Genomic DNA, 17694 nt, shown 5'->3' on the forward strand with positions numbered 1-17694 from the left:
GACGTGGACCGGCCCCCTTCCGCGCGATGCGGAAGGGGGCCGGTTCCTGTTCGGTGTCCGGAGCGGCCGGAGGGCCGCCCGTCAGCCGAGGGCGATCAGCCGAAGCAGTTCTCCACGGGGGAGGGGCTGCCCAGGCAGTTCGTCGGCTTGTTGCCCTTGATCGCGGACTTGTCGTCCACGTTCACCTCGCCGCCGAAGTTGAACACCCCGCCCGGCCGGAACCTGGAGACGTTGTCCGCCACCTTCGTGTCGTGCAGGTTGACCCGGCCGAAGACGTTGAAGATGCCGCCGCCGATGCCGATCGGCCCGACGGCCTGGTTCCCGACGATCTCGCTGTCGCGGAACGTGACCTCGCTGGCGAGGTTGAACACGCCGCCGCCGAAGAAGGCGGCGAAGTTCTCCTTGACCTCGGTCTTCTCCGCCGTGACGTGGGCGCCGAAGGCCAGGGCCAGGCCGCCGCCGACACCGGCGGTGGTGTTCTTGGCGATCGTCACCTTGTGCAGGTGGAGCTGGCTGTCGTCCGCTGCGGCGATGCCGCCGCCCGCGATCAGCGCGGTGTTGTCGAGGATCCTGGAGTACTTGATGGTGGTGTTGCCCTCGATGTCGAGCAGGCCACCGCCGAAGCCGATCGTGTGATTGTTGCTGATGTCGGTCTTGTCGATCCAGACGGTTCCGCCGTCGACGTCGTCGCGGAAGATGCCCGGGGCACCGTTGGCGATGCCGCCGCCGCCGATCCCGGCCTTGTTGTACTTGACGTGGGACTCCTCGACCTTGAGCACCCCGGCGTTCAGGATGCCGCCGCCGAAGAAGAAGGCGGTGTTGTTGGCGACCGTGGTGTGACGCAGGCTGGTCTTGCCGAAGTTGGCGATGCCGCCGCCGCTGCCGCCGGCCTGGTTCTCGACGATGTGGCTCTTCTCGATGTCGGCGGAGCCGCCCGGCTGCACCAGGATGCCGGCGCCGTCGTTGGCCTCCGGCTCCTCCAGCACGCTGGCGCCGGCCTTGGCCGCCGCAGCCTTCGCCGCCGCAGCCTTCGCCGCCGCGGCACCCTTCGGCTCGGCCTGGAGCAGCGGCAGGTACGGCTTGCCGGCCTTGGCCGCCTCGGTGGCCTCGACCGAGTTCGAGTACCGCGACCACACCGTCTCCGCCGAGACCGTCTCCGCCTTCTTCCGCTCGAGGGTCTGGCCGTTCTTGATGGTCAGGCCCTTGAGGGTGAGGTGGCCGCCGCTGCCGACGTTGAAGATGCGGAACTGCTCGGCGGTGGCGTCCCGCACGATCTTGGTGTCGTGGCCCTTGAGCGTGATGGGCTGCTCGATCACCGGCAGGCCGTTGCCGTAGTAGTCGTGCCGGGTCAAGGTGTACGTGCAGTCCTTGGCCAGCTCGAACACGCCGCCGTGGTTGGCGTTGGCGTACACGATCGCCTGGATCAGCTTGTCGGAGTCGCAGGGCACCTCCTTCCCGCGCTCCTTGTGGTCCCGGTCCTTGTGGTCCCGGTCCCGGCCCTCTCCGCCTTCGTGGCCCTTCTCGCCCTCGCGGCCTTCCTTCCCGCGGTCCGCGTCCTGGTCGCCGTCCATGCTGACCTGAGCGGTGGCCCACTTCAGGCCGTCCGCACCTACCGCGCCGGCGCCGGTGGCCACGCCCACGGCGGCGAGGCTGACCACGCCGGTCAACCCGGCCACACCACTGGCGAGCCAGAGCTTGCGGCGACGCTTGGGCGCCGCCGGCTGCTCGGAGTCGTTGTTCGTTAGGTAGTTGGACATCGGAGCTCTCTGCCCTCTCCTCGTACCAGACAGGGTCGCAGCGCCACAGGCGAGCGTCCCCTGCTACAAATCGGTTGTAGCTCCCGAACTAGACAATATGAGAATCTTCCTCGCCTCGCGGCCATATGCGAAATAACCCCGCATTAGGTCCGGGGTGCCCCCTGGCCGGTGCGGACGGCCCGCGCCGACCCATCCACCGCAGCGACGTCGGTAGGGGAGTCCGCAGGAGAACGGGTCTTCCCGGCGCGGAACAGCCCATTCGCCAGCAGAGCGGCCACGAGGGCCGGGAGGTGAGAGGGCTCCTCCGGCCGCAGGGGCGGCTTGTGGAGGAGCCCTCTCTCTATGTGGTGTCGCTCTCGGGTGTTCAGGCGAAGCAGCGGTCGGGGATGACCGTGCTGCCCTTGCAGTTCGTCGGCCGGTTGTCCTTCACGGCGGACTTCCGGTCGATCAGGACGCCGTCGTTGTTGGTGAAGATGCCACCCGGCGGCGCGGTGGCGACGTTGTGGACCACCTTCGTGTTGATCAGCCTCGTCCGGCCGAAGTCGTTCAGGATGCCGCCGCCCACCCCGTACTCGCCGACCGCCTGGTTGCCCAGCGCCTCGCTGTCCCGCAGGGTGACGGTGCCTTCGTCGTTGTACAGGCCCCCGCCGCCCCCACCTGCGGCGACGTTCTCCTTGATCACGCTGTGCTCGATCACGGCGTTGCCGCCGACGCCGACGCCGACGCCGCCGGCCTCTCCGTTCGCGTAGTTCCTGGCGACCACGACCTTCTCCAGGGACAGCCTGCCGTCGCTGAAGGTGACCAGCCCGCCCGCGTCCGTGCCGGCGGTGTTGTCCGTGATCTCGCTCTGGGTGAGCACGATGTCGCCCCTGTTGTCGAAGACGCCACCGCCGATGGACGAGGTCCGGTTGTGGCTGATGGTGCTCTTCCACACCCAGACGGTGCCGCCGCCCACGGTCGTTCCGTTCGGGGTCGTGCCGTTGGCGATGCCGCCGCCGCCCAGCCGGGCGCTGTTCTTCGACACCTTGGACTCCTCGACCCGCAGCACCCCGACGTTGAAGATGCCGCCGCCGAAGCCGCTGGCGCTGTTCTCCTCGACCGAGGTGTGGCGCAGGTTGGTGGTGCCGAAGTTGGCGATGCCGCCGCCGTTCCAGCCGGCGTGGTTCTGTACGATCCTGCTGTGCTCCAGGTCGGCGCGACCGCCCCGCTGGACCAGGATGCCCGCCCCGTCGGCGCCGGCGGGCGCGGCCGCCGCGGTGCCGTCTGGCCGAGCCGTCGCGGCGGCGCCGGCACGAGCCGTCGGAGCGGCCGGCAGGTCGGCGGCGGCGGTGGCCGGGCCCTTGGGCGCCGTCATCGCCGGTCCACGGGCCGGTTCCGCCGCGGCCGCCGCAACCTCCGTCGGCTTCGCGCGCCCGAACGAGCTGACCGGTGCCGGGACGGTCTTCGCGGCGACGGTCTGCCCGCCCTTGACGGTCACGTCCTTCAGCATCAGGTGACCGCCGCTACCGACGTTCAGGATCCGGAAGCGCTCGGCCTCGGCCGCCCTGACGATCGCGGTGCCCTCGCCCATGAGGACGACCGACTCCTTGATCACGGGCAGGCCGTTGCCGTACTCGCTGCGCGTCAGCTCGTACGTGCAGTGCCTGGCGAGCTTCAGCGTCGCGCCGTCGGTCCGGTTGGCGTGGATGATCGCCTGGATCAGCTTGTCGGTGTCGCAGGGCACCTCCGTCACCCGACCGTCGTGCCCGCGGTCCTTGTCGCCGCTCCAGTCGCCACCCGACCAGGCGTTCCCGCCATCGGCGGCGGGGTTGCCGCCGGCCTCGTCGGCGGCCTCGTCGTCGGCCTTGCCAGCGTCGTCGTCGGTCCTGCCGGCGTCGCTGACGTTCTGCTTCGGGGCCGACGCCTGGGCGTCGGAGAGCCGCTCGGAGTCGCCGGACTTGTCGTCGCGGGCGGCCAGGCCGCCCAGCGCCGCCAGGCCGACGACGCCGGTCAGTCCGGCCACCCCGGCAGCCAGCCAGAGTTTGCGCCGCCCTCGCATCGGTGTGCCCACGGGCGGGCCACCGTCAGGTCTCGTTACGTCATCGGACATCAGAGCCTTCCGCCCTTTCCTGCTCTCACGGGGACCGCACCACGCAAGACGGCGCGATCAGCCACAAATGGGTTGCAGCCTCTGTAGACCACCGTATGAGAACGATTCTCGCGATGATGCGTTATCCGAGTAATCCACACATTCGACCCAGGCTGGTTGTCGCTCCGCAGTGAGCCGCTACCAGGCAGGGAAGCCACCTGGGCAGCACAAACACCCGCAGAGGGCAACACCAGGACCAGGCCGCACGCGAAGGTCCAGCGCCGCCCGGGGCGGGCCGTCGTGACGACCCTTCCCGGGCGGCGCCGGAACGCGCTGCGGAGTACCGGCTCTCCCCCGATCAGCCGAAGCAGTTCGGCACAGGGGTCGGGCTGCCCTCGCAGTTCGTGGGCTTGTTCCGGATGATCACCGTCTCGTCGTCGACAGTGACTCCGTCGTTGTCCGAGGAGACGCCTCCCGGCGCCAGGAGCGACGAGTTCTCCGTGATCCGTGACCTGATCACGGAGATCCTTCCGCCCTGGTTGTAGACCCCGCCCGCGACCTGCAGGTCCACGGCGACCCGGTTCCGGTCGACCTCGCTGTGGAAGATCACCACCTGGCCGCTGTCGTTGGCGACACCGCCGCCGTTGCCCCGGGTCACGTTCTCGTTGACCTTGCTGTTCGAGATCGACAGTCCGCCGAAGACCGCGGCGAGGTTGGCGATGCCGCCGCCGTCGCCGTCAGCGGTGTTGCCACGGACGGTGCTGTGCTGCACGTACATCGTCCCCGCGTTGCGGATTCCGCCGCCGCTCGCACCGCTCTGGTTGCCGAACACGTGGCTGCGCTTGACGGTCGTGGCGACGTTGGGGTTGCCGCCGCTCTGGATGCCGCCGCCCGAGCCCTCGGCGATGTTGTGCGAGACCGTGGTGTCGGTGACGACGGCGGAGGCGACGTTCTCCAGTCCGCCGCCGGTGTCGCCGCTCTGGTTGTGGCTCACCCGGACGCCATCGAGGAAGAGTTGGCCGACGTTGCGGATCCCGCCGCCGCTGCCCACGGCGGTGTTGTCGGTGACCTCGCTGCCGTGCCTGCCGTCCCCGCGGTCGTCGCCCCTGTCGTCCTTCTTGTCGTCCCGGCCGGGGCCGCCCGCGTCCCGGGCGGCCGAGGCGCCGCCAGCGGCCCCCGCCGTAGCCCCGTCCCCGACGACCGCCTTGCCGTCGGCGTCCAGGCCGGCCGGGGCTTTGGTGTCGGTGTCGGTGCCGGTGCCGTCGGTGTTGAGTCCGGCGGGGGCCTTGGTGTCCGCGCCGTCGGCGTCCGGGCCGGCAGGGGCCTTGGTGCCGTCGCCGTTGGCGTTCAGGCCGCCGGGAGCTTTGGTGTCGGTGCCGTCGGCGTCCAGGCCGGTGGGGGCCTTGGTGTCCGTGCCGTCGGCGTCCAGGCCGGTGGGGGCCTTGGTGCCGGTGCCGTCAGGGTTGAGGCCGGTGGGTGCCTTCGTGTCCGAGCCCGTGGGATCCGTGGGCCCGGCGGTGGCTTCGGCGCCGGTGCTCGGGGCGGTGCGGCCGTCGGTCGACGGGGCTGTTCCGTCCGGGCCGCTGAGGTCGCCCGGGGTGGTGTCGTCGTGCCCCGTGCCGGCCGCGTTCTTCTCCCCGTCGGCGTGCTCCTCGCCCTTGCCGTCCGGGCCGGTGGCGCGCGTGGACAGGATCCGGGTGACGCCGAAGTTGGTGACGCCACCGCCAGCGCTGCTGCTCTGGTTTCCGGTGATGCGGCTGTCGAAGATGGTCGCCCTGCCGCCCGCCTGCACCAGGAGGCCACCGCCGCCCAGCCCGGGCTGGGCGAACCCGCCCTTGACCGTGAGGTCGTGCAGGGTCAGGTCGCCGCCGACCCCCACGTTGAAGATCCGGAAGGCGGCGGCGTTCGTGGCGCGCAGGACGGTGGCGTTCTCGCCCTTGATCGTGACCGGTCGGACGATCTCTGGCAGACCGTTCCCCTCCCGGCTCAGCGTCAGCAGGTACGTGCAGTCGCGCGCGAGCTTGAGCGTCCCACCGTGACCGGCGTTCACCCGGTTGAGTTCGACGATCAGTCTGTCGGTGTCGCAGGGCACGTCCGTGGCGTCCTGCTCCTTGTCGTTGCGTCCCTTCTCGGCCGGTCCCTTGCCGGCCGCTCCGGGGTCCTGTCCGCCGGGATTCATGCCGGCGGCCGCGGCGTCGACCCGGTCGTCCGGGCCCAGCGGCGCCCCAGCCTGCGCGGCCGCCCCGGTGAGCTGCCGGCCGGCCACGTTCCCGAGGCCGCCCGTCGCGGATGCGTCCGGCAGCGTGACCACCCCGCTGGCCGCCAGGCCGACCGCGCCGGTCAGGCCGGCCACTCCGGTGGCGACCCACAGGACGCGCCGCTTCCGGCGACGCCCCGTCGGGCCCCCTGCCCCGGTTGCTTCGGACTGATTGGTTGACATGTGCTCTCACCCACATCTTTCGTATCCAACGGGCACGTACGGCCGCAGGAGGCGTAATCAGCCCTGAATCGGTTAGACAGGTTTGGTGTCAACATAAGTGAGCTGTCTTCGCGATGAGGATGAAAGTGAAAGTTCTGCGCTTTCGGGCGGTATGCGGGCGGATCCCGACGCCGCCTCCGCGCGGCGACAACGGCGCGCCGGGGGCCGGACGGCGAACAGCCCGGCCGCGACGGGGGTCGCGCCGGGCTGCGGCGAGGATGCGGGGTGCGGTCAGTCCGGCAGGCGCGGGCCCGCCTCGCGCTGCTCGGCCAGCCAGGTCTCCACCTCGTCGGTGGCGCGCGGCAACCCGGCGGAGAGGTTCACCGCGCCGGTCGCGGTGACCAGGATGTCGTCCTCGATCCGGATGCCGATCCCGCGCAGCTCCTCGGGAACCAGCTCGTCCTCCGGCTGGAAGTAGAGGCCCGGCTCGACGGTGAGCACATAGCCCTCGCCCAGCGTGCCGTCCCGGTACTTCTCCTTGCGGGCGTTCGCGCAGTCGTGCACGTCGATGCCGAGCATGTGGCTGGTGCCGTGCAGCGTCCAGCGCCGGTAGACCGTCGACCGTTCGTCCATGGCCTCGTCGACGCCCACCGGCAGCAGACCCAGGTCGGACAGCGCCTGGGCGAGCACCCGCATCGACGCCAGGTGGACCTCCCGGAACGCCACCCCGGGGCGGATGGCGTCGATGCCGGCCTGCTGCGCGGCGTGCACGGCGTCGTAGACCTGGCGCTGGAGCGGGCTGAACCGGCCGTCGACCGGCAGCACCCGCGTGACGTCGGCGGTGTAGAGGTTGCGGTTCTCCACGCCCATGTCCATCAGCAGCAGCTCGCCCGGCCGGGTGGCGCCGTTGTTGTGCACCCAGTGCAGGATCGTGGCGTGCTCGCCCGCGCCGACGATCGAGCCGTAGCCGACGTCGTTGCCGTCGTGCCGGGCGCGCAGCGCGAAGATCCCCTCCAGCAGCCGCTCCGACACGCCCCGGTCCGCCGGCAGCGCCCGGGCCACGTCCTCGAACCCCCGGACGGTGGCGTCGACCGCGTCCTGGAGCTGGGCGATCTCCCACTCGTCCTTGACCAGCTTCAGCTCCGAGATGGCGATCGCCAGCTCCCGGTCGCGGGCCGGCTGGCCCTCGGCGCGGTGGCCGTCGTACGGGCGCACGGCCGTGTCCACCCGTGCGTCGAAGCCGCGCAGCACCCGCGTACGCCCCGGCGCCAGGTCGGCCAGCGTCGCGTCCAGCTCGGTCAGGTCCGCCGTGGGCAGGCCCAGCTCGGCCGACTTCTCGGCCAGGGTGTGCCGCCGGCCCACCCACAGTTCGCCGTGCCGGCTGCGGAAGAACTCGTCGGTCAGCCGCGACGACCGGGGCCGCATGTAGAGGGTGGCGTCGTGGCCCGACCCGTTCGGCCGCAGCACGAGCACCCCGTCCGGGTCGTGGTCGCCGGTGAGGTAGGCGAAGTCGCTGCCCGGCCGGAAGGGATGGTCGGTGTCGTTGGCACGTACCTTCTCGCCGCCGGTGGGGATCACCAGGGTCTCGCCCGGGAAGGCCGCCGAGAGCGCGGCCCGTCGTTTGGCGTGGTTCGGCACCTCGGGCCGCGGGCCGACCGGCAGGGTGGTGTCCCGCCAGCCCTGCCGCATGAACGCCAGGAACGCCTCGGGGAAGTCCGGGTCGTGCGACCCGGTGCCGTCCGCCGGCCTGCTGTCGGTACGCCCCTCGGTCATGCTCCGCTCCCTCCGCCTCCCCATCGTCGCAGGTCAGACGGTACCGCGCGGCGCGGCGGTCGGATCGCGCCGGGACGGGCGGCGGTCGGCGAGCCGGGCGGTGGGCGATCCGGAACGCGCGGAACGCGCGGGCCGGGCAGCCTCGCGGCGTGGAGCCCAGCGGTGCCGCGACGCCCGCTCGGGCCGCGTGGAAAGATGGCGACCATGTGCGGACTCCTGGCCTTCTTCAGCGCGCGCGGCGACGCCGCCGCCCACCGCGACAACATCGCCGGGGCGTTGGAATGCCTGCACCACCGCGGACCGGACGAGACCGGTGTCGAGGTGGTCGGCGACGCCTCCGGCCGGTACGCGGACGGCGTGTTCGCGCACAAGCGGTTGGCGATCATCGACGTGGCCTCCAGCCAAGAGCCCCTGTCCTACGCGAACGGGCGCTACCTGCTCACCTTCAACGGCGAGATCTACAACTACATCGAGCTGCGCGAGGAGCTGATCCGGAGCTTCGGCGCGCAGTTCGCCACCGCCGGCGACGGAGAGGTGATCGTCGCCGGCTACCACTACTGGGGCGAGCAGGTGCTCACCCGGCTGCGCGGCATGTTCGCCTTCGTCATCTGGGACCGGCAGGAGCGCCGCGCGTTCGGCGGCCGGGACTACTTCGGGATCAAGCCGCTGCACTACCTGGAGACCGCCGACGGCCTCTACCTGGCCTCGGAGAAGAAGGCGCTGCTGCCCTTCGCGCACTCCAACTACCAGGGCGACGCCGGCATCGACACGGCCAACCTGAGCCACTACCTGACCCTGCAGTACGTGCCCGAGCCCGGCACCCTGCACAAGGGCATCAGCCGGATCGGCTCGGGTGAATACCTGACCTGGACCCCGGGCGGGCGGATCGACGTGCGCCGGTGGTACCGGCCGGTGTTCCGGCCCACCCCGGTCGACGACGAGCAGCGGCTCTACCACGAGATCCGGGAGACGCTGCGGGAGAGCGTCCGGATGCACATGCGCTCCGACGTGCCGGTCGGCTCGTTCCTCTCCAGCGGCATCGACTCGACCGCGGTGGTCGCCCTGGCCCGGGAATTCAACCCGAACATCCTGACCTTCACCGTCGGCTACGACGTCCCGGGCTACTCGGAGATCGACGTCGCCCAGGACTCGGCCCGCCACCTCGACGTGACGACCATCCCGACCAAGATCGGGCCGTACGACATGATCGAGGCGCTGCCGAAGATCGTCTGGCACCTCGACGACCCGGTGGCCGACCCGGCCCTGGTGCCCCTCTACTTCGTGGCGAAGAAGGCCGCCGAGCACGTCACCGTGGTGCTCTCCGGCGAGGGCGCCGACGAGTTCTTCGGCGGCTACACCATCTACCGCGAGCCGCTGTCGTTGAGCTCGGTCAACGGGCTGCCCGACGGGGTGCAGAAGGGGCTGCGGGCGGTCTCCAAGGCCATCCCGCAGGGCGTGAAGGGCAAGAGCTTCCTGGAGCGTGGCACCACGCCGATCGAGCAGCGCTACTACGGCAACGCCCGGATGTTCACCGAGGAGGAGAAGCAGCACCTGCTGCGCCGCTACGACCCCTCGGTCCGCTACACCGACGTCACCGCGCCCATCTACGCCGAGTGCACCGAGCTCGACGACGTCACCAAGATGCAGTACGTCGACCTCTACACCTGGCTGCGGGGCGACATCCTGGTCAAGGCCGACCGGATCTCGATGGCGCACTCGCTGGAGGTGCGGGTGCCCTTCCTGGACCGGGCGGTCTTCGACGTGGCGTCCAGGATCCCGGTGGACCTCAAGCTCCCGCCCCGCTCCGACGCCACCAAGTACGCGATGCGCCAGGCGTTGCAGGGCGTGGTGCCGCCGGCCATCGTCAACCGCAAGAAGCTCGGCTTCCCGACCCCCACCCGGGTCTGGCTGCGCGGCGAGATGTACGAGTGGGCCCGGCACGTGCTGTCCACCTCCGGCGCCGGTGACCTGCTCGACCTGTCGTACGCGATGCGGCTGCTGGAGGAGCACAAGCGGGAGGAGGCCGACCACTCCCGCAAGGTGTGGACGGTGCTCATCTTCTGCATCTGGCACGCCATCTTCGTCGCCAAGACCCTCGACCCGGGCATCCAGCGCAACCAGTCCGCCCTGCTCACCAAGCCCGTGGTCGGCTCGATGGTCCGCTGACCCGGCCACCGCAACCCGGGCCCCGCGCCCGGCCGGGGGCCCACGCCGTCGATCAAGAGGTTTGCGTCCCTGGACTCGTTCCCGGGGACGCAAACCTCCTGATCACTTCAGGGGCCCGGTGTCGGGCCGGGGTTTCAGCGGCCGGAGCAGGTGACCGTGGGCAGGGTGTTGGTGCCGTTGGTGGTGGCGACGAAGCCGAAGGTCGTGGTGCCCTCCGGGGCTATCGTGCCGTTGTAGGGCGCGTTGGTCACGGTGACCGAGGAACCGGATCCGCTCAGCGTGCCGCTCCAGAGGCTGTTGATGGTCTGCCCGCTGGGCCACGTCCAGTTGGCCGTCCAGCCCGACCAGGTCGACGAGCTGTGGTTCATGATCGTGACCTCGCCCTGGAAGCCGCCGTTCCAGGTGCCGACCACCTTGAAGACCGGCATGCAGTCCCCGCTGTGCGGCGGCGGCGTGGTCGGGTTCGGCGGCGGCGTGGTCGGGTTGGGCGGCGGGGTCGTCGGGTTGGGCGGGGGAGTGGTCGGGTTGGGCGGCGGCGTGCCGCCCGGGCCGACGCCGGTGACCTCGCCGTTGCCGCCGTCGAAGGTGACGTCCGAGCAGCCGAAGAAGTTCTCCTGGCTGTCGGAGCGCACCCAGCGCGAGTAGATGAGGTGCCGGCCGCTCTTGTTGGTGGGCAGGTTGCCGCTGAAGTAGTAGTGCCCGTCGTTGGTGCCGCTCGAGCCGCGCTGCGGCGGGTTGGTCACCGTCAGGAACGGCTCCTCCAGGTCGCTCCACGCCAGCGGACGGCCCGGGCTCCAGCTGTCCTTCGTGACGTAGAAGTAGAACGTGCCGGGGTGGTGGGCCCAGTTGCTGTAGCGGAACTCCATCCGGGCCCCGGCCGTCAGGTGGGTCAGCGGCCAGTCGGTGCGGGCCAGGTCGTAGCCGGCGAAGCCCGGGTTGCCGCCGCTGCACAGCTTGCCGTCCGGGATGAAGCCGACGGTCCGGCCGGCGGCGTCGGAGCGCAGCACGCTGAACCAGTTGTAGAGCGAGTTGGCCCCGCTCTGCGCCACGGCGGCGGAGCACGCCGGGTTGTTCGGCTTGATCTCGCCGGTGGACGAGAGGCCGTCCTTCCAGCAGAGGAAGGTGCGGCTGCCGGGGGCCATCGGGGTGCCGTGCGCGGCGGCGGGGTCGGGCCCCGCCGTCAGGACGACGGCGCCCGCGAGAAGGGTCGCGGCCGCGGTGAGCAACGCGGCCATACGCGATCGGTGGGACACGGGGGTTCTCCTCACTCGTGGGACGGGGGAGTCCCACGGGCAACGCGCGGGGTGGCAGCACGGCCCGCCCCGCTGCGACGCGGGCAAGACGGTCGCGGCGGACGTGCCCCGGCGCGGATGGCCGGCGTACGTGCGCCGTCGGCGGCCCGACTCGCGGGCCGGTGCCCTCGCGTGGATGTGAACCCGGCGCCGGCGGCGCGGCAGCCCCCGCACCGCCCGGCAAGCGCCATCCCACCACGGGACGGTGACGAGACGCAATAGCCGTTGCTCGATGTGTCAGTAGCGCTCGGCGAGGTGCTCGCGGCCGGGCGGCGGCTCGTAGGCCACCGGCCAGAACTCGGTGACCTCGCGGACGAGACCGGCGTCGTCGAGGTCGAAGAAGCTCGTCGCGGCAAGCTCCTCGCCCCGGTGGGCGCAGCTGATCCAGGTGGCGGCGCGCCGACCCGAGGCGACCGCCCGGACCACCGTGAGGTGCCAGCCGTCAGGGTACTCCTGGTGGAAGCGCAGGAACGACTCCCGGCCGACGATCCGCTCGCGGGTCTGCGGCAGGTGGTAGACCACGTCGTCGGCGAGCAGCCCGGCGACGGCGTCCCAGTCCCGCGCCTCCAAGGCTGTCCAGTAGGCCGATACGGTGGCTTCGGCGCTCGTCATGGCGCGTACTGTGCCAGCCTGGTGCGACAAGATCGGTCGGCGCGCGGCGTGGACGGAGGACACCAATGGGTTACGCGGTGGTGCTCGGCGAGGCACTGGTCGACCTGCTCGACACCGAGCGCGACGGCGAGCCGGTCTACCGGCAGGCCGTCGGCGGTGGGCCGCTGAACGTGGCGGTCGCCGTCGCCCGGCTCGGCGGCGCGGTGCAGTTCGTCGGGTCGCTCGGCGACGACGTCCTGGCCGGGCGGATCCGTGACTTCCTGACCGGCGCGGGCGTCGGCCTGGCCGGGGCGGTCACCGTCGCCGCCCCGACCGCGCTGGCGGTGGCCACCTTCGCCGGCCCGGAGCCCGACTTCCGGTTCTACGGCGAGCCGCCCTCCTACGGCCTGCTCGGCCCCGACGACCTCGACGCCGACCTGGTGGCGGGAGCCGACGTCCTCTACTGCGGGTCGATCGTGCTGCTCCAGCCGGCGGCGCTGGCCGCCGCGCGCCGGGCCTGGGCGCTGGCGTCCGGGCTGCGGGTCTTCGACCCCAACGTCCGTCCCCGGCTGCTCGACGGGCCGACCGCGCTGGCCGGGCTGCGCGAGGTGGTGGCCGAGTTCGCCGCCGGCGCCCACCTGGTCAAGCTGAGCGCCGCCGACGCGAAGCTGCTCTACCCGGGCGAACCCGAGGAGGGCGTGGCGGCGTACCTGCGGGAACTCGGCGCGGGCACCGTGGTGGTCACCCTCGGCGCCGCCGGCGCGGTGGTCGCCGCCGCCGGCGCCGATCCGGTACGCGTACCCGCGCCGAAGGTCGCCGCGGTGGACGCCACCGGCGCGGGCGACTCGGTGATGGGCGCGCTCGTCGCGGAGTTGCTGGCCGGCGGCGAGCCCGCCGATCCGGCGGGCTGGCACGAGCGGGTGGCGTTCGCGCTGCGGGTCGCCGGCCTGGTCTGCGAGTCACCCGGCGGCGCGACCGCCATGCCCACCCGCGCGCAGGTCCACGCCCGCTTCACCCGCTAGGCCGGCGTGCGGGTCCGCAGGGCCCGGACGGACCAGTCGAGGGCCGGCGACAGGCTCCCGGGTGCCGGCCAGCCGTTGACCACGGAGAGCAGCCGCAGGTGACGCAAGGCGGTCGTCGTCAGGCGGTGCCGTCGAGTTCGGCGTAGCCGCGGCGGGCGGCGTGCAGGGCGGGACGGGCGCCGAAGGGCGCCTCGGCGGCGACGCGCTCCGGCGGGGCGCCGCCGGTGTGCCCGGCGCGGATGAGCCAGGCCAGCTCGACGAGCTGGGCGTGCTGCGCGCGCACGAACGCCGCATCGACCGGCTCGCCGTGCCCCGGCACGACCACCGTGGCCGGGGTGGTCGTCCGCAGCAGCTCCGCCACCGTGTCGGGCCACTGCAACGGGTACGACTCCTCGAAGGCCGGCGGGCCGCTCTGCTCCACCAGGTCCCCGGCGACCAGCACGTCGACGTCGGGCACGTGCACCACCAGGTCACCGGCGGTGTGCCCGCGACCGGGGTGGCGCAGCACCACCCGCCGGCCGCCCACGTCGAGCACGGTCTCGCCGTGCACGGTGTGCGTCGGCGCCAGCACCTCCGTGCCGGCCACCTCGGCGGCCAGCGCGGGGTGCGCGTCGCGCAGTTCCGCGTACGCCTCCCGGCGCAGCCGGTCCGGCTCGCGCATCGCCTCGGCGGCCAGCTCGTGGGCGTACACCGGGCGGGGCGGGTCGGCGGCGAGGGTCGCGTTGCCGAAGCAGTGGTCGAAGTGGTGGTGGGTGTTGACCAGCGTCCACGGATGGGGGGTGACCGCCCGGGCGGCGGCGGCCAGCTCGGCGGCCTGCCCGGCGGTGGAGAGCGTGTCGACCAGCAGGGCGGCCCCGTCGCCGACGACGAGCGTGACGTTGACGTGCAGCAGCGGCTCACGCAGCACGTGCACCCCGTCGGCGACCCGCGTGAAGCGGGCGGTCACGACGACCGCGCGGCGCGTTCCACGAAGCGCTGCCGGTCGACCAGCACCCGCTCCACCCGGCCCTCGGCGACCGTCTCGTCGCCGTCGCTGACGCTGACCTCGAAGTACAGCCGCCGCCCCTCGACCGCGGTCAGCCGGGCCTGCGCCACCACCGTGCGCCCCACCGGGGTGGCCGCCCGGTGGTCGAGCTCGACCCGGGTGCCGACGGTGGTCGACCCGCCGGGCATCCGGGCGGCGGTGGCCGCCACCGTGGCGGCCTCGGCGAGGGCGAGCACCCTGGGCGTGCCCAGGACGGGCACGTCTCCGGAGCCGACCGCCTGGGCGGTGTCGGTGTCGGCGACGGTCAACTCCACCCGGGCGGTGAGGCCCGGGGTCAGCGCGGGCTCCGGCTGCTCCTGCATGGCCAAAGCCTAGACGAGGCGGCGGCGGGCGGCGGGGCGTGCGCGTCGGTCGCCCCGACCGGCGCACACGTCGTCCCGTGGGCGGCGCGGGCACCGGCGCACCGGGCCGCCGGTCCCGCCGCGCCCGCCGTGCTGGTCTGCCGCGCCTGCCGGTCCCGCCGCGCCCGAAAGGTCGGCGTGGCCGGGTGGTCGGCGTGGGTCGATGCCGCCCGCGCCGCTAACCTTGACCGCGATGTCTGTCGCGACCGACCCCCAGCCCCCCGCCCGGACCGAGCCCTCCGCCGCACCCGACGGCGGGCGTCGTCGCGTGCTCGCGATGACACTCTGGGGGCTCGCCTTCGTCGCCGGCTGGCTCGGCATCGGCCTGCCGACCGACCCGGCGTACGCGTTCCTGTGGATCTGGGCGGGGACGATCGCCTGGAACAGCAGCCGGCCGTGGCGCAGCCACCTGCGCTTCGCGCGGGACTGGGTGCCGGTGGTGCTGCTGCTCGCCGTCTACAACCTGTCCCGGGGCTTCGCCGACAACGGCGCCACCCCGCACGCGTACGAGCTGATCGTCGCCGACCGGGTGATGTTCGGCTGGGCGACGGGCGGGCAGGTGCCGACGACCTGGCTCCAGGAGCACCTCTACCGGCCCGAGGTGCACTGGTGGGACGTCGCCGTCAGCTGGGTCTACTTCTCCCACTTCGTGGTGGCGCTGGCCGCCGCGGCGGTGCTCTGGCTGCGGGACCGGGGGCGGTGGGCGGCCTTCATGCGCCGCTGGGGCTTCCTCTGCGCCACCGGCCTGGTCACCTACTTCCTCTACCCGGCCGCCCCGCCCTGGTGGGCGGCGCAGAACGGGCTGCTGGAGGAGGTCGCCCGGATCTCCACGCGCGGCTGGAAGGCGTTCGGCATGCACGGCGCCGGCAACCTGCTCAACGCCGGGCAGATCGCCTCCAACCCGGTGGCCGCGATGCCCTCGCTGCACACCGCGTTCGCGCTCTTCGTGGTGCTGTTCTTCCTGCGGCAGACCCGCCGCCGCTGGTGGCCGCTGCTGCTGGCGTACCCGCTGGCGATGACGTTCACCCTGGTCTACTCGGGCGAGCACTACGTCATCGACGTGCTGGTCGGCTGGGCGTACGTCGGGATGGCCTTCCTCGTGGTCGGCCTGGCCGAGCGCTGGTGGGCGGCCCGCAAGGCCCGGCGGTCCCCGGCGGAGCCCGACCCCGACCCCGACGCTGTGGCCGACCCGCCGGCCGCCGCCGAGCCGCCGCCGGTCACGGCCACCCGCTGAACCACCCGCGTGCGGACGGGCGCGGTCAGCCCGCCCGGCGGGCGGCGCGCGAGCGGGCCGTCAGCTCCGCCGCCAGGGCCCACGCCTCGGCGACGTCCCGGTCCCGGGCGGCCGCGCCGGCGCCGCCGGCGGTGTCGGCGTGCACCGTCGCCAGCCGCAGCCGCCGCTGCGCCGGCCCCTGCACGACCCGCACGCTCTGGATCCGGGCGTACGGCACGAGCGCCAACTGCCGGGTGAGCAGGCCGGAGCGGACGGCGAAGACCCGGTCGTCGAGCCCGGCGCCGAGCACGCCCCGGCTCAGTGGGTTGAGCCAGCGGGCCCGCGTCGGCGGCGGGCTCAGCGGCAGCGCGGCCAGCCGCACCCCGGGCAGCACCTCGGTCACGATCGCCTCGCCGGTCGCCACGTCACCGACGGGGAGCAGCCGGTCCGGCCGGTTGCGCTCGTCGGCCTCGCCGGCCGAGTAGCCGGCCACCTCCAGACGTAGCCGCAGCCAGCCCTTGACCCGCCACAGCAGCGGCCAGGTCACCCCGACGGCCTGCACCCGGTCCAGCGGCACGGTCTGCGCGCGGGTCTCCAGCAGGCCGTTGCGGATCCGCAGCGTGCCCTCGTCCCGGGCGAGCCGGAAGTTCCAGTCGTCGAGCACCCGCCGCACCGGTTGCAGCAGCACGCCGGCCATGGCGGTGAGGGTGCTCGCCACCGCGACGAACGACCAGGAGTCCTCGGAGAGGAACTGCGCCACCACGAACGCGACGCCGAACGGGATCATGAACGCCTGCGGGGTCAGCAGCTGGCTGACCAGCAGGTCGTTGTTGGCCACGGCGTGCAGGGGCCGGCCGGGCGGTGGCGCCGGGGTCCCCGCCGGTCCCGCGGCCACCCCCGCCGGCGGCGCGCCCGGCTCGACCGCGATCCGTCCGGCGAGGGCGAGCAGCCGCTGGCGCAGCGCGGTCGCCTCGGCGACGCTCAGGTAGGCCAGCGGCGCCTCCGTCTTGCCCCCGCCCACCACCTCCAACCGCAGCTCGGCCAGGCCGGTGAGCTGGGCGAGCAGCGGGCGGACCACCTCGACGGCCTGGAGCCGCTCCAGCGGGATCGCCCGGGTGCGCCGCCAGAGGAGACCCTCGTGTACCCGCAGCTCGCGGCCCACCACGTGGTAGCCGGTGTAGTACCAACTCACCACGGCCAGCACGGTGGCGCCCAGGGCCAGCACCACCGCCATCAGCGCGAACCAGCCGAAGCCGACCCGCGACAGCGTCGACCACGACAGACCGGCGATCACCACGACGAGGGACTTGGCGCCGTGCAGGGCGGGACTGAGCGGGTGCAGCCGCTGCCGTGGCTCGGCGCCCTCGGGCGCGCCGGCGGACCAGACCGTCCCCGGGGGGACGCCCGGCTCCACCGGGGGCGGTCCGGCGTGGTCCGTGTCCCGGGCGGCCGGGTCGCTCACAGGCCCTCCGCCCGGTCCTCGCCCAGCGCGGTGAGCCGGTCGCGCAGCCGGGACGCCTCCGCCGGGCGCAGCCCGGGCACCCGGGCGTCGCTCGCCGCGGCGGCCGTGTACAACTGCACGGTGGCGAGCTCGAACGCGCGCTCCAGCGGCCCCGCGCTGACGTCGACGAACTGCATCCGCGAGTACGGCACGATGGAGAGCCGCCGCACCAGCAGCCCGTGCCGGACCAGCAGGTCGTCCTCCCGCTCCGCGTAGCCCCAGGCCCGTACGGCGCGGACGATCGTCACGCCCCGCAGGACGCCGAACAGCAGCACCACGCCGAGTGCCGCGCCGAGGAAGCCGCTGCCGCTGAACGCCCAGCCGACGCCCAGCCCGAGGGCGAGGACGACCAGCACCAGCGCCAGGCGGATCAGTTCCACCCAGATCAGGTCGGACGAGATCGGCTGCCAGCGGACGGTGTCCGGCCACGGCTCCAGGGGGCCCGCCGGCGGGAGGGGTGGCGCCGGCGGCGGGCCGGCGGACCCGTCACTGCTCACCGGGGACAT

At 72.9% G+C, this 17694-nt stretch carries 13 protein-coding genes; 3 read left to right on the plus strand and 10 right to left on the minus strand.

The features are described from left to right. Window positions 1–95 precede the first annotated feature (95 nt). The 4 genes from RM555_RS24010 to RM555_RS24025 form a co-directional block, all read right to left on the minus strand. Entirely contained in the window at window positions 96–1757 is a 1662-nt protein-coding gene (locus RM555_RS24010; protein ID WP_311413851.1) for a right-handed parallel beta-helix repeat-containing protein, read from the minus strand. Window positions 1758–2121: 364 nt separating this feature from the next. Then, complete coding sequence (locus tag RM555_RS24015) at window positions 2122–3846, minus strand: right-handed parallel beta-helix repeat-containing protein (RefSeq protein WP_311413852.1); 1725 nt, start codon at window positions 3844–3846, stop codon at window positions 2122–2124. Between the two features lie 337 nt (window positions 3847–4183). Further along, window positions 4184–6265: a hypothetical protein gene (locus RM555_RS24020; protein ID WP_311413853.1), complete on the minus strand. Its 2082-nt coding sequence runs from the start codon at window positions 6263–6265 to the stop codon at window positions 4184–4186. Window positions 6266–6535: 270 nt separating this feature from the next. Further along, entirely contained in the window at window positions 6536–8017 is a 1482-nt protein-coding gene (locus RM555_RS24025; protein WP_311413854.1) for an aminopeptidase P family protein, read from the minus strand. Window positions 8018–8221: 204 nt separating this feature from the next. On the opposite strand from RM555_RS24025, the gene asnB reads away from it, so the two are divergent. Continuing rightward, window positions 8222–10183 (plus strand): asparagine synthase (glutamine-hydrolyzing), encoded by a 1962-nt coding sequence (gene asnB, locus RM555_RS24030; protein WP_132238715.1) that lies wholly within the window; start codon window positions 8222–8224, stop codon window positions 10181–10183. A 134-nt stretch (window positions 10184–10317) separates the two neighbouring features. On the opposite strand, the gene RM555_RS24035 is transcribed toward asnB, so the two are convergent. Together RM555_RS24035 and RM555_RS24040 are read right to left on the minus strand one after the other, a co-directional pair. Beyond that, a complete protein-coding gene (locus RM555_RS24035; RefSeq protein ID WP_311413855.1) occupies window positions 10318–11436 on the minus strand; it encodes a lytic polysaccharide monooxygenase in 1119 nt (372 codons plus the stop codon). A gap of 276 nt (window positions 11437–11712) precedes the next feature. After that, on the minus strand, window positions 11713–12087 hold the full coding sequence (locus tag RM555_RS24040; protein WP_311413856.1) for a nuclear transport factor 2 family protein: 375 nt from the start codon (window positions 12085–12087) through the stop codon (window positions 11713–11715). A 65-nt stretch (window positions 12088–12152) separates the two neighbouring features. Between RM555_RS24040 and RM555_RS24045 the strand changes: the two genes are divergently transcribed. Next, a complete protein-coding gene (locus RM555_RS24045) occupies window positions 12153–13088 on the plus strand; it encodes a PfkB family carbohydrate kinase (protein ID WP_311413857.1) in 936 nt (311 codons plus the stop codon). Window positions 13089–13206: 118 nt separating this feature from the next. Here RM555_RS24045 and RM555_RS24050 read toward each other — a convergent pair whose 3' ends face one another. Beyond that, complete coding sequence (locus tag RM555_RS24050; RefSeq protein ID WP_311413858.1) at window positions 13207–14034, minus strand: MBL fold metallo-hydrolase; 828 nt, start codon at window positions 14032–14034, stop codon at window positions 13207–13209. Next, window positions 14031–14435: a thioesterase family protein gene (locus RM555_RS24055; RefSeq protein ID WP_151457646.1), complete on the minus strand. Its 405-nt coding sequence runs from the start codon at window positions 14433–14435 to the stop codon at window positions 14031–14033. The genes RM555_RS24050 and RM555_RS24055 overlap by 4 nt, the downstream gene beginning before the upstream one ends. 232 nt (window positions 14436–14667) lie before the next feature. Here RM555_RS24055 and RM555_RS24060 point away from each other — a divergent pair, with 232 nt between their 5' ends. Beyond that, the gene (locus tag RM555_RS24060) at window positions 14668–15708 is read left to right on the plus strand and encodes a phosphatase PAP2 family protein (RefSeq protein WP_311413859.1); all 1041 of its coding nucleotides are present in this window, start codon (window positions 14668–14670) and stop codon (window positions 15706–15708) included. 25 nt (window positions 15709–15733) lie between these two features. On the opposite strand, the gene RM555_RS24065 is transcribed toward RM555_RS24060, so the two are convergent. Both RM555_RS24065 and RM555_RS24070 read right to left on the minus strand, forming a co-directional pair. After that, complete coding sequence (locus tag RM555_RS24065) at window positions 15734–17149, minus strand: PH domain-containing protein (protein ID WP_396888836.1); 1416 nt, start codon at window positions 17147–17149, stop codon at window positions 15734–15736. Continuing rightward, on the minus strand, window positions 17146–17685 hold the full coding sequence (locus RM555_RS24070; RefSeq protein ID WP_311413860.1) for a PH domain-containing protein: 540 nt from the start codon (window positions 17683–17685) through the stop codon (window positions 17146–17148). Before RM555_RS24070 ends, RM555_RS24065 begins: the two co-directional genes overlap by 4 nt. Between the last annotated feature and the right edge of the window lie 9 nt (window positions 17686–17694).

Source organism: Micromonospora reichwaldensis (genome assembly GCF_031845925.1).
GTDB lineage: Bacteria > Actinomycetota > Actinomycetes > Mycobacteriales > Micromonosporaceae > Micromonospora > Micromonospora reichwaldensis.